Below are 19,614 nucleotides of genomic sequence, written 5' to 3' on the forward strand. Positions count from 1 at the left end.
TCCAAATTACAGAGCGAGAGAACACATGTGGGTTGGCATTATTAGCCTTTTTCCTGAAATGTTCCGTTCTGTTACTGATTTTGGAGTAACAGGTCAAGCGGTTAAAAAAGGTCTTTTATCTATTGAGACATGGAATCCTCGTGATTTCACTCATGATAAACATCGCACTGTTGATGACAGACCTTACGGTGGTGGTCCTGGCATGTTAATGATGGTTCAGCCTTTGCGCGATGCTATCCAAACAGCCAAACAGGCAGCACCGGGAAAGACGAAGGTTATTTACCTTTCACCTCAAGGTCGTAAACTCGACCAACAAGGTGTTGAAGAGCTGGCAACAAACGAGAACTTGCTTCTTATTTGTGGTCGCTATGAAGGGGTAGATGAGCGCATCATTCAATCTGAAGTCGACGAAGAATGGTCGATTGGAGATTTTGTGATGACGGGTGGCGAGCTGCCAGCCATGACGTTGATTGATTCAGTCTCTCGGTTTGTTCCGGGTGTACTTGGAGATTTCGCTTCAGCAGAAGAAGATTCTTTTGCAAATGGTTTGCTAGATTGTCCCCATTATACGCGCCCTGAGGTACTAGACGATAAAGGTGTGCCATCGGTACTCAAGTCTGGAAACCATAAGGACATTCGTCGCTGGCGATTAAAACAATCGTTGGGCCGAACTTGGCTAAGAAGACCAGAACTCCTGGAAAACCTAGCTCTGACTGACGAACAGGAACAATTACTGGCTGAATTCATTAAAGAGCAACGCTCTTAACGAAAAGCAAGCAGTAACCTATTAAATTTAGTATCAGTTTATTCTAGGAATTTATACAAATGAGCAACATCATCAAGGCTCTTGAAGAAGAGCAACTAAAATCAGACCTTCCTAAATTCGCACCAGGTGACACTGTTGTAGTTAAGGTTAAGGTAAAAGAAGGTGACCGTGAGCGTCTACAGGCTTTCGAAGGCGTTGTAATCGCTATTCGTAACCGTGGTCTACACTCTGCATTCACAGTTCGTAAGATCTCGAACGGTGAAGGCGTAGAGCGTGCGTTCCAAACTCACTCTCCAATGGTTGATAGCATCGAAGTTAAACGCCGTGGTGCAGTACGTCGTGCCAAGTTGTACTACCTACGTGAGCGTTCTGGTAAGTCAGCTCGTATTAAAGAGAAGCTTACTAAGAAGTAATTCTTTTTGCATTCTATCGATAAAAGCGGAGCCACTTGGCTCCGCTTTTTTGTGTCTGTTATTTAGAGTCTCACAGGTAAGAGATCCCCAACTTGCTCGTTCCTCACTCTGAGGATGACGAATGACAAGCCTTGATACCTTGATAGGCTGTCGAACCGCTGAGGGAGTTTTTGAATCAACCGGAGCTGTCATTCCCTAGACTGACGAAGGAAGGAGTAGGGAATCCCCATTAGTGCCGTGTTATAGGCAATAAAAAAGGATTGCCGTAAAACGCCAACCCTTCAAAATTTACTCGCTACTCGCTACTCGCGCCTAGTGTGGGTCTTCCGACCAACCATCGCTATCCGACATGTCCGGTGCGCCAGCGATACTGTTCTCTTCGTCCGCCCATTCACCGAAATCAATCATCTGACATTGCTTGCTGCAAAACGGGCGATGTGGGCTTTGTTCACCCCATTCAACGTCAGTGTTACATTGAGGGCATTTAACGATGGTGATTTTGTTCGACATAGTGATTCTTAATTTGAGGAGGTAATAATAGTGAGTTTAGGCTCAAGTGACAACTCAAGCCAAACAATAAAGGAAATGAATTAGCTGCAGATAGCCAACTCAAATTCAATATCTTGAGTACAGGCTTGCCCAGTTTCAAAGCTCATAAATTTAATAGCGAAACGATTTTTATGTCCCGAGATCATCGGGTAGGCACCGTACTGCATTGGAATTGAAAGGCGAAGGATATTCGCTTCATCAGCATCGCTTTGGAAGAAACCTGTACGAGCGATCTGATCCTTAAAGTGACCTGTCTCTCTGGTGAGCTTCAACCATAGTGTTAGTGCTTCATACAGAGGCTGTAGGCTATCCATCCATGTCTTAGCATCTCTAACTCTCTTATCCAGAGGAAGATGAAGCCAATAATGTAGAGCCGGTAAATCAAAGCAACATGAGCCACCTGGCAAGTTAAAGCGTTGACGAATGGCGCTAAGGAAGCGGTCTTCCTTTAATGATTGCCCAAAACGTTCCGCCTGCATCAGTTCACGATAGATATGACTAATATCATTGAGCAATGATGTCAGCATCTCTTGATCGACACCTTCAACATCTAACCAACTTTTATAGGTTACACGCTGTTTTTCAATATCTTTTGCGAGTTCGCTCTTAAGTTGTATCTGTTCGAATATTTCAATCAGATCAAAGATAGAACGGAAAAAGAGTTGATACTGTTGAGCATCGGAAAATGCAGAAGACAAGTGTAACTGCCTCAAGAGTGATTCAACTCTTAAGTAGATGCGTGTTTTCTCATTTAGAGGATGTTCAAATTTGTGGGTGATCATCGAGCAAACCTTCATTCAACATTGTTCTATTCTGACCCATCTACTGCACTGATTGCCAGATACTTTTGATGTAAATCTGTGATTTGAGGCAAAAGTTCTTGGTTTTTAGTATGGTTTTTAATCACGTCATCTGCAACTGCTAAGCGCTGTTCTCTTGATGCCTGTGATTTTAAAATTGATTCAACTTGTTCCCTAGAAACATTATCGCGACTCATCGTACGTTCTATTTGCACTTCTACCGGCACATCAACGATTAATACGCGATCGGTCATGCCTTGCATTTGGTTTTCAACCAATAGTGGTGCGACTAATAAACCATATGGGGATGTGATTTTAGACAGGTCACTGTCAATTTTGTCGCGGATCATTGGGTGAAGCAGTTCATTGAGCCATTGTTTCTCTGTGGGATCAGAAAAGATCACTTCGCGCAATTTAGCTCGGTTCAGCGCCCCATCTTCGAGCAATACCTCTTCACCAAAATGGGTCGCAATCTGTTTTAGACCTTCACTGCCCAACGCCACCACTTCGCGTGCCACGATATCAGCATCGACAATATCAATATTGAAATGCTCATTGAACAGGTTGGCTACTGTGGTTTTACCACTGGCGATCCCACCGCTTAATCCGATAATGACTGCCATGATTAAATCCCTAGTACAGAAGTGAAATACCAACCCATGATGTCATTACCCCACATCAAACTTACCCAACCCGCAATCGCCAGGTAAGGTCCAAATGGGAACGCTTTATCTATGCCTTGCTGTTTCAAGCGAAGTTGAATCAAGCCGAAAACCAAACCGACCAGCGACGACAAAAGAATGATCATTGGTAGGTGTTGCCAGCCAAGCCATGCACCTAATGCGGCTAGGAGTTTGAAGTCTCCATATCCCATGCCTTCTTTGCCTGTTAGTAGCTTGAACAACCAATAAACAGACCACAAAGCTAGGTAGCCGGCCATTGCGCCAACTACGGAGTCTTGAAGCGATACTGGGCTGATGTTAAACAGTGCTAACGCGATACCAGACCAAACCAAAGGTAAGGTGATTTGATCAGGTAACAGCATGGTATCTAGGTCGATAAAGGTTGCGGCAATCAATGCAAAGGTGAAAAAAATCAAAGCAATGGCGTAGTAACTGAAACCAAAGTGGCTAGCCACTACGGTGCATAGTATTGCAGTCAGCAGTTCGACCAATGGATAGCGAGCACTGATTGGGTTAGCACAGCTATGACACTTCCCTTTTAAGAACAACCAGCTTAATACTGGAACATTGTCGACGATTCTTAATTGGGTTTTACATTTAGGGCAAGCCGAACGAGGGATACTGAGATTGAACTTCCCCTCTGGCGCAGGAATTTTATACTGAGAGAAATACTCCGAGCACTCTTGTTGCCACTCTCGTTCCATCATAATCGGTAAACGGTGTATGACTACGTTGAGGAAACTGCCAATAAGAAGGCTAAAAATGAAAGCTAATACGGGGAATAGCCAAGGATAGTAGTGAAATACTTCCATAGTGTCCTTTACCACTTAATCAATACAAGCAGTGGTTCTCTGCTTGAGGGGTGTTTGGTTGCTTTGAGCTATCCTAACACACTCATAAGATTAAAGAGCGGTAAGTACATCGCGACAACAAGCCCACCAATAGCGGTGCCTAAAAATACGATGATCAGTGGCTCTAGAATCTTACCTAAATTATCGACGGTGTTGTCGACTTCAAATTCATAAATAGATGCGATTTTATTGAGCATGTCATCAAGGTTACCGGACTCTTCTCCTATCATGACCATCTGTAAAACCATCTCAGGAAAAGCATCGGTATTGCGCATCGCGATATACATCGGCATGCCAGCGGCAGTTTCACGGTGAACCTCGATGATGGCCGATTCATAATGCAGGTTACCTGCGGTTTTGGCTGTGGTCTTCAGGCTGGTTAAAATAGGAATCCCTGAACTAAAACTGGTTGATAAGGTTCGGCTGAATTTGGCGATTGAGGCTTTGGCCAATACTCCGCCAAGAATAGGGAATCGCAAACCTAGACGGCTGAATGATAAACGAATGGAATAAGACCGTTGACGCAGTTGGTAGGTAAATAATGTGACTAACCCTATGCCAACGGCAGCATAAAGACTGTAAGCCTGTACCCAATGCGAAAGGGAGAGTACTTGTTGAGTAAACCAAGGGAGATCTGCCCCGAAGCCTGAAAACATCGATTCAAATTCAGGAATGACCATGGTGAGCATTAAGTAAGAGACTGTCAAAGCGACAGCGACCACCATTGTGGGGTAAATCAGTGCTTTTATGACCTTAGACTTGAGCTGCTCACTCTTTTCTCTATAGGTTGCTAAGCGCTCAAAGACTTGCGCTAGGTTTCCGGAAAGCTCGCCAGTAGCGACCAAGTCGGTGTACAGGTCGTCAAAGTGAGAGCTTGCCGTCCGCATCGCTTTTGATATAGGGGTTCCCGCTTCGACACCTCGACAGATGTGCAATAGAATTGATTTCATTTCAGCTTTACGGTGATTGTCTGACACTAGCTTAATGGCCTGAACGATAGGCACGCCAGTGGCAAGCATGGTCGCAAGTTGTCGAGTCAAAATGGTGATGTCTTTGGCTTTGACTCGGTGTGTTAAACGAGTGACTGCTGAGATGCTTTTCTTTTTGATTTTCTTAATCTGAATATGCTGATCTTTGAGCTTTTCTCGTACTTCTAATTCAGCGAGTGCCAAGGTTTGCCCTGACACCTTTTTGCCTGAGCTGTTTATGCCTTTCCAGTGGTAGTTTTTTAATTGTGACTGCAGTTTAGTGCTCATGAGTGCTCCGATGGATTATAGATACAGAACACGTTGCAGTTCTTGATAGCTGGTCGTGCCTTCAAGCAACTTATCGATACCGGATTCTTGCAGTGTTCTCATTCCTTCTCTACGCGCGAGATCTTCAATCTCTAACGCGTTAGGTTTATTGATCAGACTATTTTTTAGTTTGTCGGTAAACGGCATCACTTCGTAGATACCCACTCGACCGGAATAGCCCTGATTACACTCATTGCACCCTTGTGGGGTGGCTTTGTAGAGTGTTTGATTGTTAGGAATAGAGTGACGTAGAAATATGTCCGGCGAGTTGTCAGCTGCTTTACAGTGGTTACACAGCCGCCTTGCCAGTCGCTGCGCGATAATCAGGCTCAATGACGAAGCGAGGTTAAAGGGTTCTATCCCCATATGGGCGAGCCGAGTCACGGTTTCCGAAGCTGAGTTAGTATGGAGTGTCGAGAGGACTAAGTGACCCGTTTGCGACGCTTTGATCGCGATCTCTGCGGTTTCTAAATCACGGATCTCACCGACCATCACTACATCAGGATCTTGTCGCAAGAACGATCGTAGTGCTTCGGCAAACCCAAAACCGATCTTTGGCGTCACCTGTACCTGATTGATACCACACAGGTTGATCTCCACCGGATCTTCAGCTGTTGAGATATTACGCTCAGAGGTGTTAAGCATGCGAAGTCCAGTGTAAAGAGAGACCGTTTTGCCACTGCCTGTGGGCCCAGTCATTAAGATCATCCCTTGCGGGCGTTTTAGGGCATTGAGATAGAGCGCTTTTTGATCCTCGCTGTAACCTAATTTATCGATATCTAAATTGGCTGCGCTGCTGTCTAGAAGACGCAGTACGATCTTTTCTCCCCACAATGTCGGTAGAGTCGACACACGCATATCGATCGCCAGCTCGTCGTTCAAACGCAGCTTAATACGGCCGTCTTGAGGTAAGCGACGTTCAGCGATATCAAGTTTGGCGAGAATCTTTAAACGAGCGGATAACCGACGGCTTAAATGAGACGCGGGCTGTTGGACCTCAACAAGAATGCCATCGCAACGCAGACGCACTTGGTAGTTTTCTTCATAAGGTTCGAAGTGGATGTCTGATGCGCCTTTACGCACCGCATCAACCAGTATCTGATTGATAAATCGACTGACAGGGGAATCGTCTTGACTGAGATCTTCAATTGAACTCATTTCATCGTCAGAGACTTCAACAAGATTGGCGAGCTCATCTTGGGTGATCTCTTTGCGCTTAGAGTCTTGCCCGGAAATAGAGCGACCATACAGCTTTCGTATGGCGCCTTCTAATTCTGAATAGTTAGCGACAACGAGTTCTATCTGCAATCCAGTCGCGAATCTAAAATCGTCTTCAGCTTGCAAGTCGGTTGGATCGGCAGAGGCGAGCGTGAGAGTAGAGTTAGTGAGAACAACTGGGATAGCACGATACTTAGTGATCAATTCTCGAAGTCCCAATTGGTCACACAAGATTTCATAGTCAGTATTGGCCAGTTGCACTAACGGCAAACCGAAAATGGTTTTGATGTTATTAGCGAGGCTCTCGCCGGTGAATAAGCCCAGAGTGAGCAAAGCTTCAGGTGTAGAAATACCTGAAGCTTGTACATGTTCCGCAACGGCTTGTTCTTGAGTCAGGCTAAGTAAGTTAGCCTGACGGAGAATTCTTGGGAGGTTGTTAGACACGTTAAGGCGTTGCCAGTTTACAGCCTTTCAGGGTATCTGAAAGTAATGTAGCAGGGATGTCATGCGTGCATTTCCAACCTGAATTACTTCTCGTGTAAGTTATTTTTTTACCTGCAAGTGATGCTGAAGGTAAAAAAGTGAAATCAGCAGTTCCATTTGTGGCTGTAGTTCCATCTTTTGTAAATTTAAGAGTTCCCATAGCACTCATGTCTGTAGCTGCACCAAAATCGCTTGCTTGAGCGTCTTCTGGGAATGCCCCTTTTTCTTGTATATACATATCTATATTAGTTAATAGTGTTTTAGGTATGCTGACTCCAGTATTTGCTTCGGTTTTGATTACATAGCTCTTATAAGCAGGAACTGCGATTGCACTTAATATGCCGATAATGCCGACCACTATCATCAATTCAATCAGCGTAAAGCCTTTCTGGTTTTTTCTTTTGTTTTTCATAGTTCTATTCCATTCGTTAGTTTGTTTCAGTGCAAGCACCGGTTGATGGAAAGAATAGAAGTTGAGATTTAGAAGTGGAATGGTGTTCAGATGCAGGCGCGAGTGGTTTTGTATTTATTGGTGTGTTGTTTCATATGGAGCGCAAAATTATGCGATCAGCTTAGTTAACTGATTGATATACTGATAATAAAAGCAATAAAAAGGCATGGCTGATTGCCATGCCTAGAAGTTAAGTGATTGATAGAACTATGAGATTAAGCTTTGAATCGCATTGAAAGGTCCATTGCTTTTAGATGCTTAGTCAGTGCACCCACTGAGATGTAATCGACACCCGTTTCAGCGAACTCTGCAATCGTATCTAAAGTCACGTTACCTGAGTTTTCTAGTGCTGCACGACCTGCGTTAATTTTAACGGCTTCACGCATCATGTCAGTGGTGAAGTTATCTAGCATGATGATGTCTGCACCCGCGCTGATCGCTTGCTCTAGCTCTGCTAGGCTTTCTGTTTCCACTTCCACTGGCTTACCCGGGTTCAGCTCTTTTGCTGTCGAGATCGCTTTCTCAATGCCACCACATGCGATGATATGGTTTTCTTTGATTAGGTACGCATCGAAAACGCCAATACGGTGGTTGAAGCCACCACCACAAGCAACAGCGTATTTTAGTGCGCTACGTAGGCCAGGAATCGTTTTTCGAGTGTCTAATAGGCGGCATTCTGTGTGTTTGATTTTGTCAGCGTAGATTGCTGTCGCCGTCGCACAACCCGATAGTGTTTGAATGAAGTTCATTGCGTTACGCTCACCGGTTAAAAGTGCGCGAGCAGGGCCTGCTAGCGTGCAAAGTGTTTGGTTTGGTTCAACCTTGTCACCGTCTTCTACGTTCCACTCGATAGTGACTTCACCGCCCAATTGCTTAAACACTTCATCAGCCCAAGCTTTACCACAGAACACACCGTGCTCACGGGTAATGATGGTTGCGCTGTTGATTGCGTCTGCAGGGATTAGACTTGCCGTAATATCAGCCGCTGGATCTAACGTTCCACCTAGATCTTCTTTGATGGTCTCAGCGACTGCGCGAGTGATCTCTAGCGGCAGTTGCTCTTTTAAGTAATCAAGGCGTTGGTGGCTGTTATGTGTGTTTTTCATCGCAAATCTAATCTTGAAAGGGAGTGGGAATGGAATGATACTCTTGCTTAACTTCAAATTAAAGAGGCTAGCGCGACTGCTCTATGGGCAAAGTCACAATCTTATTGCGCTAGTAGAAAAGAAAGCGAGACTAAGATGACGATGAGCTCCAACGGATGGTACGACAATGCTCGGCATGTTCCTTCTCCGTATTTTGATGCTAGACCCAGCACCGACGATATCTCTCTGCTGGTGGTTCATAACATTAGTTTACCACCAGGCCAATTTGGCGGCCCTTACATTGAACAGTTTTTCACGGGCAAACTTGATCCGGCAGATCATCCATTTTTTAAAGTGATTCACCAAATGGGCGTTTCGGCACACTGCTTGATTCGCCGTGATGGTGAGGTGGTACAGTTTGTGTCATTTCTTGACCGAGCTTGGCACGCAGGCCAGTCGAGCTTTGCGGGGCGTAAAAGGTGTAATGATTACTCGATTGGTATTGAGCTGGAAGGAAGCGACTTTATCGCTTATACAGAACAGCAGTACCAAGCGCTTTCTCGATTAACAGAAACGATCGTATCGACTTTCCCTCAAATAACCACCGAGCGTATCACTGGTCATCAATATATAGCCCCGTTACGCAAAACTGACCCTGGTTTGGTTTTCGACTGGCAGAAGTTTAAAGGCGAGCTCAAGGTTTAAGCCTCATTATCGAAGATGCTCTTATTGTTGCTGGTGGTTGAATAGTCAACGCCTAGCATAATGACTTGTGAATTTTTGTTGTTGCGATGTAAATAAAGTGGTTAGGGGGAGGGCGTCAATAAATCGAGAGTGTGACGAGCTTATCAAACGATCTAATATTAAAACTTATGAACAGGATTTCTACCTCTAATGTGCGCTTGGTTTGATTTTTAATCAAGTGGCACTCATCTTTCTGAAACAATCCATTTTTATCCTGAAACTTTCTAGCACGGATACTCCCCAAAAGTATTACCCCTGTAAATGGTAAGACCAAATTGGTTGCTGTTTTAAATTTCATTTGTTAAATCATGGTTAATTCGTGCTGTGTTCTATGATTCAGGTCAATTTTAGTCTGGACAGTGGCGTTTTAATTATGTTAATTTCTGCCCAACTTAAAATTGGTAATACCAATTGTCAGCGAAGAAAAAGAAGAACAACAAACTATGGCTTATCAAAGGATTCGTCAGCCAAAACTCTCGGACGTTATCGAACAAGAGTTAGAAAGGTTGATAGTGGAAGGAACACTGGCTCCAGGGCAGCAACTGCCGCCTGAGCGTGAACTGGCGAAACAGTTCGATGTGTCTCGTCCTTCGATCCGAGAAGCGATACAACGTTTAGAAGCAAAACGCTTGCTTACTCGCCGTCAAGGTGGAGGTACGTTTGTTAGCGAAAATATCTGGAAAAGCTTTTCAGATCCTTTGCTTAATTTGTTGTCCTCCCATTCTGAAACCCAACTAGACTTGTTGGAATCGCGTCATGCGATGGAAGGGATTTCGGCTTACTTCGCGGCATTACGTGGTACTGATGAAGACTTTGCTCGAATTCAAGCATGCCAAGAAAAAATTCGCGGTGCGCAAGATAAGGGTGATATTGAAGCCGAGTCTGCAGCTGTGATGGCTTTTCTTATTGCTTTAACAGAGGCAGCACACAATGTGGTGTTATTGCACATTGTTCGTAGCTTGGCTCCGTTACTCGAACAAAATGTCTTAGAAAATTTAAAGCTGTTGCATCGTCGTAAAGACGTTGTGGAGAAAGTGAGTATACATCGAGCTAACATTGTAGATGCGATCGTTTCAGGGCAGCCAGAACAGGCGCGTGAAATGTCACATTCTCATTTAGCTTACATCGAAGAAACATTGCTGGATTTGACCAAAGAAGAATCGCGCCGCGAACGTTCTTTACGTCGAATTCAACAGGGTAAATAGCCGTAATACTTCGGCTTTTTACGTGTTTAGTAGAATCCAACTAACAAAAAGGATAGATCGCCATGTCTAACATGAAGCATGACGTTGATGCTCTGGAAACTCAAGATTGGTTAGAAGCTCTTGAGTCAGTAGTACGTGAAGAAGGTGTAGAACGTGCACAGTTTTTACTAGAACAAGTTCTAGATAAAGCGCGTTTAGATGGTGTTGATATGGCTACAGGCATCAACACAAACTACATCAACACAATTCCAGCAGCACAAGAGCCAGCTTACCCTGGTGACGTAACTCTTGAGCGTCGTATTCGTTCGATTATTCGCTGGAACGCAATCATGATCGTATTGCGTGCTTCTAAGAAAGACCTAGACCTTGGTGGTCACATGGCTTCTTACCAGTCAGCTGCAGCGTTCTACGAAGTATGTTTCAACCACTTCTTCCGTGCTCCAAATGAGACGGACGGTGGCGATCTAGTTTATTACCAAGGTCACATCTCTCCAGGTATCTACTCTCGAGCATTCGTTGAAGGTCGTCTAACTGAAGATCAGCTAGATAACTTCCGTCAAGAAGTTGATGGTAAAGGTATCCCTTCTTACCCGCATCCTAAACTGATGCCTGAGTTCTGGCAGTTCCCGACAGTATCTATGGGTCTAGGCCCTATCTCTGCTATCTACCAAGCGCGCTTCCTTAAGTACCTTGAAGGTCGTGGCATGAAAGATACTTCAGGTCAGCGTGTATACGCGTTCCTAGGTGACGGTGAGATGGATGAGCCAGAATCACGTGGTGCTATCTCTTTCGCTGCGCGTGAGAAGCTAGACAACCTATGTTTCCTAATCAACTGTAACCTACAGCGTCTAGACGGCCCTGTAATGGGTAACGGTAGCATCATCCAAGAACTTGAAGGCCTATTTAAAGGCGCCGGTTGGAACGTTGTTAAAGTTATCTGGGGTAGCAACTGGGATTCTCTGCTAGCTAAAGACACGACTGGTAAGCTTCTTCAACTAATGAACGAAACTATCGATGGTGACTACCAGACATTCAAATCTAAAGATGGCGCATACGTACGTGAGCACTTCTTTGGTAAGTACCCAGAAACAGCTGCACTAGTTGCAGACATGACTGATGACGAAATCTTCGCTCTTAAGCGTGGTGGTCACGAGTCTTCTAAGCTGTACGCAGCTTACACAAATGCAGCAGAAACTAAAGGTCGTCCGACAGTAATCCTAGCGAAGACTGTTAAAGGTTACGGCATGGGTGAAGCGGCTGAAGGTAAGAATATAGCGCACCAAGTTAAGAAGATGGACATGACTCACGTACTACACCTACGTGATCGCCTAGGTCTTCAAGATATCTTAACTGACGAAGCAGTAAAAGAACTTCCATACCTGAAGCTTGAAGAAGGTTCAGCTGAGTATGAATACCTACATGCACGTCGTAAAGACCTAAAAGGTTACACGCCACAGCGTTTACCTAAGTTCACTCAAGAATTCAAAACCCCTGAGCTAGAAGAGTTCGCACCTCTACTAGGTGAGCAGAAGCGTGATATCTCTACAACTATGGCTTACGTACGTACGCTAAACATCTTGCTTAAGAACAAGAACATTGGTAAGAATATCGTTCCTATCATCTGTGACGAAGCTCGTACGTTCGGTATGGAAGGTCTATTCCGTCAGATTGGTATCTACAACCCACACGGTCAAGAATACACGCCAGAAGATAAAGGCATTGTTTCTTACTACAAAGAAGCGACTTCAGGTCAGGTTCTACAAGAAGGCATCAACGAGCTAGGTTCAATGGCTTCTTGGGTTGCAGCTGCAACATCATACAGCACGAACGATCTCCCAATGATCCCGTTCTACATCTACTATTCAATGTTTGGTTTCCAACGTGTAGGCGATATGGCGTGGATGGCTGGTGACCAACAAGCTCGTGGCTTCCTACTAGGTGCTACTGCAGGTCGTACAACACTGAATGGTGAAGGTCTACAGCACGAAGATGGTCACTCGCACATTCAAGCGAACACGATCCCTAACTGTATCTCTTACGATCCAACGTTTGCTTACGAGCTAGCGGTTATCATGCAAGACGGTATCCGTCGCATGTACGGTGAGAACCAAGAGAACGTTTACTACTACCTAACAGTAATGAACGAGAACTACGCAATGCCAGCTATGCCAGAAGGCGCTGAAGAAGGCATTCGTAAGGGTATCTACAAGCTTGAGTCTCACGCTGGTGCTAAGGGCAAAGTTCAACTAATGAGCTCTGGTACTATCATGAACGAAGCGCGTAAAGCCGCTGAAATTCTAAGCGAAGAGTACGGCGTAGCATCTGACGTATTCTCTGTAACGTCGTTCAACGAACTAACTCGTGACGGCCAAGCGGTAGAGCGTGACAACATGCTTCACCCAGAAGCTGAAGAGAAAGTACCGTACATCACGACTGTTCTTGGTAAAGAACCTGCAATCGCAGTGACTGACTACATGAAGAACTACGCTGAGCAAGTACGTGCGTACATGCCAACTGAGTCTTACAAAGTACTTGGTACAGATGGTTTCGGCCGTTCTGACAGCCGTGCAAACCTACGTCGTCACTTCGAAGTTAACGCTGGCTACATCGTAGTTGCAGCTCTAACTGAACTGGCTAAACGTGGTGATATCGAGAAGTCTGTTGTTGCTGAAGCAATTGCTAAGTTCGATATCGACACTGAAAAAACTAACCCGCAATACGCATAAGACTGGCATTAAGGTAGGTAAATACAATGACAATCGAAATTAATGTACCAGACATCGGTGCTGACGAGGTTGAAGTAACTGAGATTCTTGTAAACGTTGGCGACAAGGTTGAAGAAGAGCAGTCACTGATCACTGTTGAAGGCGACAAAGCTTCAATGGAAGTTCCTGCGTCTCAAGCGGGTATCGTTAAAGAAATCAAGATTTCAGAAGGTGATTCTGTTTCTACTGGTTCTCTTATCATGATCTTCGAAGCGGAAGGTGCTGCAGCAGCACCGGCTGCTCCAGCAGTTGAAGCGGCGGCACCAGTTGCAGCTGCTCCTGCAGCAGCTGAGCTTAAAGAAGTTCACGTTCCTGATATCGGCGGTGATGAAGTTGAAGTAACTGAAATCATGGTAGCTATCGGCGACGCAGTAGAAGAAGAGCAATCTCTTCTTACTGTTGAAGGTGACAAGGCTTCAATGGAAGTACCTGCACCATTCGCTGGTATCGTTAAAGAAATCAAGATCGCTTCTGGTGATTCAGTATCGACTGGTTCTCTAGTAATGGTATTTGAAGTAGCGGGCTCTGGCGCTCCAGTTGCAGCAGCTCCTGCTCCAGCGGCGGCACCAGTTGCAGCGGCTCCAGCAGCATCAGCTGAAAAAGAAGTAAACGTTCCTGATATCGGTGGTGACGAAGTAGAAGTTACTGAAATCATGGTAGCGGTTGGCGATACAGTAGAAGAAGAGCAATCTCTAATTACTGTTGAAGGCGACAAAGCTTCAATGGAAGTTCCTGCACCATTCGCTGGTACAGTAAAAGAGATCAAGATTGCAGCTGGCGACAAAGTGTCAACTGGCTCTCTGATCATGACTTTCGTTGTTGAAGGCGCAGCGCCTGCTCCTGTTGCAGCACCTGCACAAGCAGCAGCTCCAGCGGCGGCACCTGCTCCTAAAGCAGAAGCACCTGCAGCGGCTCCAGCAGCAGCAGGCGACTTCCAAGAGAACGGTGACTACGCGCACGCTTCTCCAGTAGTTCGTCGTCTAGCTCGTGAATTTGGCGTTAACCTTTCTAAGGTTAAAGGTACTGGTCGTAAGAGCCGTATCCTTAAAGAAGACGTTCAGTCTTACGTTAAAGATGCACTTAAGCGTCTAGAGTCTGGTGCAGCGGCATCTGGCAAAGGCGGCGACGGTACTGCTCTTGGTCTACTACCATGGCCAAAAGTTGACTTCAGCAAGTTCGGCGAAACTGAAGTTCAGAAGCTTTCTAAGATTAAGAAGATCTCTGGCGCTAACCTGCACCGTAACTGGGTAATGATCCCTCACGTTACACAATGGGACAACGCAGACATCACTGAGCTAGAAGCATTCCGTAAAGAACAGAACGCAATCGAAGCGAAGAAAGACACTGGCATGAAGATCACTCCACTTGTGTTCATCATGAAAGCTGTTGCTAAAGCGCTAGAAGCATTCCCAGCGTTTAACTCTTCTCTTTCTGAAGATGGCGAAAGCATCATTCTTAAGAAGTACGTAAACGTGGGTATCGCTGTTGATACACCAAACGGTCTAGTTGTTCCTGTCTTCAAAGACGTGAACAAGAAAGGCATTTACGAGCTATCTGAAGAGCTAATGGCTATTTCTAAGAAAGCACGTTCTGGTAAGCTAACAGCGGCAGACATGCAAGGCGGTTGTTTCACAATCTCTAGCCTTGGTGGTATTGGCGGTACTGCATTTACTCCAATCGTAAATGCTCCAGAAGTAGGTATCCTAGGTGTATCTAAGTCTGAAATTAAGCCAGTTTGGAATGGTAAAGAGTTCCAACCACGTCTACAGCTTCCACTGTCTCTATCATACGACCACCGTGTGATCGATGGTGCTGAAGGTGCACGCTTCATTACTTTCCTAAACAGCGCACTATCTGACATTCGTCGTCTAGTACTGTAATTGAGAAAGTAATTATTAAGGTGACTTTCGGGTCACCTTAATTCTTTATATAAAGACTATTTTTAGAGAACAGTTTCCTGCATTTCTCATAATCTGATAGGGAATTGTTGTCTAGCTCACAGGCTAACTTAAAGCTACTTTCACACTGTTAACATCTCTGTAAAATGTTTTCTGTTTGAAAGCCCAATAATTTTAAGAACATCTACTCAGCCTGTTAGGGATAATGACTACAAGAGGTCACAATGAGCAAAGAAATTAAAGCCCAAGTTGTTGTACTTGGTTCAGGTCCTGCTGGTTACTCAGCGGCATTCCGTTGTGCGGATTTAGGTCTAGAAACAGTACTAGTTGAACGTTACAGCACTCTTGGTGGTGTATGTCTAAACGTTGGTTGTATTCCATCAAAAGCACTTCTTCACGTATCTAAAGTAATTGAAGAAGCAAAAGCGATGGCAGAGCACGGCGTTGTATTCGGCGAGCCACAAACGGACATCAACAAAGTTCGTATCTGGAAAGACAAAGTAGTTGATCAACTGACTGGCGGTCTTGGCGGTATGGCTAAGATGCGTAATGTTACTGTTGTTAACGGTTTCGGTAAGTTTACTGGTCCTAACAGCATCGAAGTTGTTGGCGAAGAAACGACAACAATTAACTTTGATAATGCAATCATTGCAGCGGGTTCTCGCCCAATCAAACTTCCGTTCATCCCACATGAAGACCCACGCATTTGGGATTCTACGGATGCACTAGAACTAAACGAAGTACCAGAAAAACTGCTTATCATGGGCGGCGGTATCATCGGTCTTGAGATGGGTACGGTTTACCACTCTCTAGGTTCTAAAGTTGAAGTTGTTGAGATGTTTGATCAAGTTATCCCAGCTGCGGATAAAGACATCGTTAAAGTCTTCACTAAACGCATCAAGAACAAGTTCAAGCTAATGCTTGAAACTAAAGTTACTGCTGTTGAAGCGAAAGAAGATGGTATCTACGTTTCAATGGAAGGCAAAAAAGCACCAGCTGAAGCTGAGCGCTACGATGCTGTTCTTGTTGCTATCGGTCGTGTTCCAAACGGTGCACTTATCGACGCTGAAAAAGCGGGTATCGAAGTTGATGAGCGTGGTTTCATCAATGTTGATAAGCAAATGCGTACTAACGTTCCTCACATCCACGCGATCGGTGACGTTGTTGGTCAACCAATGCTTGCTCACAAAGGTGTGCATGAAGGTCACGTAGCTGCTGAAGTTATCTCTGGTAAGAAGCACTACTTCGATCCTAAAGTAATTCCATCAATTGCGTACACTGAGCCAGAAGTTGCTTGGGTAGGTAAGACTGAGAAAGAAGCGAAAGCGGAAGGCCTGAACTACGAAGTTGCTACTTTCCCTTGGGCTGCTTCTGGTCGTGCAATCGCTTCAGACTGTGCTGACGGTATGACTAAGATGATCTTCGATAAAGATACTCATCGCGTAATCGGTGGTGCTGTTGTTGGTACTAACGGTGGTGAACTTCTTGGCGAAATCGGCCTAGCAATCGAAATGGGTTGTGATGCAGAAGATATCGCACTGACTATCCACGCTCACCCAACTCTACACGAGTCTGTTGGTCTAGCTGCGGAAGTATTCGAAGGTTCAATCACTGACCTTCCAAACAAAAAAGCAGTAAAAAAGAAGAAATAATTCTTCTTTAGCCACTCGCTAATGTTTTTAAAAGCCGCTGATTCGTCAGCGGTTTTTTTATGTCTGAAGAAAAGATGGTCGTCATGCTTGTAAGAGATCCCCAACTCGCTCCTCCCTCGCTCTTGAGGATGACGAAGTGAAGCGTAGTGGTTCTTTATATCCGTCATTCTCTAGAGTGACGAAGGAAGGAATAGGGAAGCTCAGGCTTTAGTGTCTGATTAATTTTTTTGTCTGTCGTTTATAGTGACGATGAAGTTAAGCGTAGTGGTTCTTTATATCCGTCATTCTTTAGAGTGACGAAGGAAGGAATAGGGAATCTGATTAGGTGAGAGGAAATAAAAAAGGGTTAGCGTAAAAGCCAACCCTTTAGTTTTGTTCGAAGATCGAATCTACTTATAAATGCACAGCATGTTCAAGTAGCTATCCGTCAAGCTTGAAAGTTCTTCTTGCGTATCTACACGTTTCGCTTGGATGAATAGCGAGTAGCAAATGCCGTGGAATAGATTTGCTAGATGTTTAGGATCGTGATCGTCACAGACTTCGCCGCGTTCAATCGCCTTGCTAAACATGTTTTGTACCAACATCTGGTTAGTGCGGTTAGTGGTTACAAACAGAGGCCATACTTCATCACGAGTCGAAGCGCTCCATTCAAACCATACATTTAACCAATTGCTATCTTGAGCCACTAACGTCACCATTTCAGTCGCAATATTATGTAGATTTTCTTTTGCGTGAATATCTAGGTCAATGTTGTCTGAAAGGAAGTTCGAGAATTGACGAACAACGTGGTTAAGTACTTCATCAACCAGATCTTCACGGGTAGGGAAGTAGTTAAATACTGTTGCTACTGACACCTGAGCGATGTCGGCAATGTCAGCGTGTCCACCGCGGCCAATGCCACGGCGAGAGAATACTTCAAGTGCGATTTCCATCAATTGAAGTTTTCTTTTTAAGGGTGAAAGCCTAGTTCTAGGTCTCTTCGTTATTGAGTCCATATTGTTTTTCCTTGCCAACGAATTTTTATATTAATGATTTTATTATTATTTAAGCCAAGATGAGTGTAATGGTGCATATGTGAATGGTCAATCCCTTGTGCTTGTTTTATAGACAGTTACATCAAACTTGATACATAAAGCGTGATCAGTGTTGATGTGAAAGGATGCGAGTATTGGATAACGCACCAATGCACATTTCATTGAGAATCTAACAGTAAATTCGAACCATAAGGTGGTGTGGGTATTTGAGCAGTGCTAGACTTACGCACAAAATTGAGCGACACAACTGACGAAAGTGTCAACATTCGTCGCAATCACCAAATAAAATGAGAGCAGTATGAAGCATACAGTTGAAGTCATGATCTCTGAGCAAGAAGTTCAGGATCGAGTGAACGAACTAGGCAAGCAGATCACGGAGCACTACCAAGGTAGCGAAGATCTAGTTTTAGTTGGCTTATTGCGCGGATCTTTTGTCTTTATGGCGGATCTTGCTCGTGCTATCGATTTAACTCACCAAGTGGATTTCATGACAGCCTCTAGCTACGGCAACGGCATGGAAAGCTCACGTGATGTTCGTATTTTGAAAGACCTTGATGATGACATCCAAGGTAAAGATGTTTTACTTGTAGAAGACATTATCGATACTGGTAACACGCTGACTAAAGTAAAAGAAATTCTGAGCCTGCGTGGTCCTAAATCTATCGAAATTTGTACGTTATTAGACAAGCCTTCTCGTCGTGAAGTCATTGTAGACACAAAGTGGATTGGTTTTGAAATCCCAGATGAATTCGTTGTTGGTGTGGGTATCGACTACGCACAAAAATATCGTCACCTACCGTACATCGGTAAAGTTGTACCTCAAGAGTAATAACGGCTCTGTTGAACACAAACAAAAAAGGCTCGCACAATGCGAGCCTTTCTTATATCTATTCTTTCTTATATCTATTGGTTAGACGTTAAGAATTAACCTAGGATTGGAGACGATAGGATTTTATCAAGTGCCGCTAAATGGCTGTTTTCTAAAGTGTCATTACTTGAGCAACGAACACCAAGATCTTGCAGTTTGCCATTACCAATACCATAAACCACACCGTGGATTTCAATATCTTGTCCACGTTCCCATGCGCTTTGCATGATGGTCGAGTTACCAAGATTGTAGACTTGTTCTGCAACGTTAATTTCGCATAACTTGTCACCCCATTGTTCACGAGGCAGAGATTCAATTTGCTTACGGTACTTAAGATAGTTATCGCGTATGTGGAGTAGCCAGTTGTTGATAAGACCCAGTTTAGGGTTATCTATCGCTGCGTTAACACCGCCACAGCCGTAGTGACCACAAACAATAACGTGTTTCACTTTGAGTACATCGACAGCGTATTGCACTACTGATAAGCAGTTTAGGTCGGTATGAACTACTTGATTAGCGACATTTCGGTGAACAAACAGTTCGCCAGAATACAAACCAGTGAGACGCTCGGCTGGAACGCGGCTATCTGAGCAGCCTATCCATAGAAAACCAGGGCTTTGACCCTCTTCAAGCGTTGTAAAATACTCTGGTCGTTGAGAGCGAATTTCTTCTGACCATTTAGAGTTGTTTTCAAAAAGCTGTTTAATCTCTGGCATTTTGCGTCTTACATCCCTTAATTAAGAACTCTAACTATACACAATGTTACAAATTCAATCTTGTAAAAACTGTGTCAAATAGTACTCATCTGACGTGTACTAGTCGTTAAAATCATTAACTTAGCGTAAAAGGCATAA

Annotated in this window: 17 protein-coding genes and 1 pseudogene; 8 read left to right on the forward strand and 10 right to left on the reverse strand. The window is 44.4% G+C overall.

The features are described from left to right. The first annotated feature begins 25 nt into the window (after positions 1–25). On the forward strand, positions 26–766 hold the full coding sequence (gene trmD / locus AB6C75_RS00725; RefSeq protein ID WP_372106412.1) for a tRNA (guanosine(37)-N1)-methyltransferase TrmD: 741 nt from the start codon (positions 26–28) through the stop codon (positions 764–766). A gap of 59 nt (positions 767–825) precedes the next feature. Then, entirely contained in the window at positions 826–1,179 is a 354-nt protein-coding gene (gene rplS / locus AB6C75_RS00730) for a 50S ribosomal protein L19 (protein ID WP_009847607.1), read from the forward strand. Positions 1,180–1,491: 312 nt separating this feature from the next. Here the strand turns inward: rplS and yacG are convergent, their stop codons facing one another. The 8 genes from yacG to nadC all read right to left on the reverse strand — a co-directional run bounded on the left by yacG (position 1,492) and on the right by nadC (position 8,615). After that, positions 1,492–1,689, reverse strand: coding sequence for a DNA gyrase inhibitor YacG (gene yacG, locus AB6C75_RS00735; protein ID WP_102249162.1), 198 nt, complete (start codon positions 1,687–1,689; stop codon positions 1,492–1,494). An 80-nt stretch (positions 1,690–1,769) separates the two neighbouring features. Continuing rightward, entirely contained in the window at positions 1,770–2,510 is a 741-nt protein-coding gene (gene zapD, locus AB6C75_RS00740; protein ID WP_017101235.1) for a cell division protein ZapD, read from the reverse strand. 26 nt (positions 2,511–2,536) lie between these two features. After that, the gene (gene coaE, locus AB6C75_RS00745) at positions 2,537–3,151 is read right to left on the reverse strand and encodes a dephospho-CoA kinase (protein ID WP_372106415.1); all 615 of its coding nucleotides are present in this window, start codon (positions 3,149–3,151) and stop codon (positions 2,537–2,539) included. Between the two features lie 2 nt (positions 3,152–3,153). Then, on the reverse strand, positions 3,154–4,023 hold the full coding sequence (locus AB6C75_RS00750) for an A24 family peptidase (protein ID WP_086048774.1): 870 nt from the start codon (positions 4,021–4,023) through the stop codon (positions 3,154–3,156). 68 nt (positions 4,024–4,091) lie between these two features. Continuing rightward, positions 4,092–5,318 (reverse strand): type II secretion system F family protein, encoded by a 1,227-nt coding sequence (locus AB6C75_RS00755; protein WP_372106417.1) that lies wholly within the window; start codon positions 5,316–5,318, stop codon positions 4,092–4,094. Positions 5,319–5,333: 15 nt separating this feature from the next. Continuing rightward, positions 5,334–7,019 carry a type IV-A pilus assembly ATPase PilB gene (gene pilB / locus AB6C75_RS00760; protein WP_372106419.1) on the reverse strand — a complete coding sequence of 562 codons (1,686 nt, stop codon included), beginning with the start codon at positions 7,017–7,019 and terminating at the stop codon, positions 5,334–5,336. 1 nt (position 7,020) lies between these two features. Then, positions 7,021–7,470, reverse strand: a complete 450-nt coding sequence (locus AB6C75_RS00765; RefSeq protein ID WP_372106421.1) for a prepilin-type N-terminal cleavage/methylation domain-containing protein — start codon at positions 7,468–7,470, stop codon at positions 7,021–7,023. Positions 7,471–7,724: 254 nt separating this feature from the next. Beyond that, positions 7,725–8,615, reverse strand: coding sequence for a carboxylating nicotinate-nucleotide diphosphorylase (gene nadC, locus AB6C75_RS00770; RefSeq protein ID WP_102249157.1), 891 nt, complete (start codon positions 8,613–8,615; stop codon positions 7,725–7,727). Positions 8,616–8,698: 83 nt separating this feature from the next. Here nadC and ampD point away from each other — a divergent pair. From ampD to lpdA, 5 genes and pseudogenes are all read left to right on the forward strand, one after another. Beyond that, positions 8,699–9,299: pseudogene (ampD, locus tag AB6C75_RS00775) on the forward strand (1,6-anhydro-N-acetylmuramyl-L-alanine amidase AmpD). Between the two features lie 482 nt (positions 9,300–9,781). Then, the gene (gene pdhR, locus AB6C75_RS00780) at positions 9,782–10,543 is read left to right on the forward strand and encodes a pyruvate dehydrogenase complex transcriptional repressor PdhR (RefSeq protein ID WP_029225519.1); all 762 of its coding nucleotides are present in this window, start codon (positions 9,782–9,784) and stop codon (positions 10,541–10,543) included. A gap of 62 nt (positions 10,544–10,605) precedes the next feature. After that, a complete protein-coding gene (aceE, locus tag AB6C75_RS00785) occupies positions 10,606–13,269 on the forward strand; it encodes a pyruvate dehydrogenase (acetyl-transferring), homodimeric type (RefSeq protein ID WP_017101226.1) in 2,664 nt (887 codons plus the stop codon). Positions 13,270–13,295: 26 nt separating this feature from the next. Continuing rightward, entirely contained in the window at positions 13,296–15,188 is a 1,893-nt protein-coding gene (gene aceF, locus AB6C75_RS00790; protein ID WP_372106423.1) for a pyruvate dehydrogenase complex dihydrolipoyllysine-residue acetyltransferase, read from the forward strand. A gap of 242 nt (positions 15,189–15,430) precedes the next feature. Next, positions 15,431–16,858 carry a dihydrolipoyl dehydrogenase gene (gene lpdA, locus AB6C75_RS00795; protein ID WP_004735450.1) on the forward strand — a complete coding sequence of 476 codons (1,428 nt, stop codon included), beginning with the start codon at positions 15,431–15,433 and terminating at the stop codon, positions 16,856–16,858. A 389-nt stretch (positions 16,859–17,247) separates the two neighbouring features. On the opposite strand, the gene AB6C75_RS00800 is transcribed toward lpdA, so the two are convergent. Continuing rightward, positions 17,248–17,853: a LuxR/HapR/OpaR family quorum-sensing transcriptional regulator gene (locus AB6C75_RS00800; protein WP_372106425.1), complete on the reverse strand. Its 606-nt coding sequence runs from the start codon at positions 17,851–17,853 to the stop codon at positions 17,248–17,250. 337 nt (positions 17,854–18,190) lie between these two features. On the opposite strand from AB6C75_RS00800, the gene hpt reads away from it, so the two are divergent. Then, complete coding sequence (gene hpt / locus AB6C75_RS00805; protein ID WP_009847591.1) at positions 18,191–18,721, forward strand: hypoxanthine phosphoribosyltransferase; 531 nt, start codon at positions 18,191–18,193, stop codon at positions 18,719–18,721. Positions 18,722–18,816: 95 nt separating this feature from the next. Here the strand turns inward: hpt and can are convergent, their stop codons facing one another. After that, positions 18,817–19,476, reverse strand: coding sequence for a carbonate dehydratase (gene can / locus AB6C75_RS00810; RefSeq protein ID WP_009847590.1), 660 nt, complete (start codon positions 19,474–19,476; stop codon positions 18,817–18,819). Positions 19,477–19,614 lie beyond the last annotated feature (138 nt).

Source organism: Vibrio sp. 10N.237.312.B06 (assembly GCF_041464685.1).
Classification (GTDB): Bacteria; Pseudomonadota; Gammaproteobacteria; order Enterobacterales; family Vibrionaceae; genus Vibrio; species Vibrio tasmaniensis_A.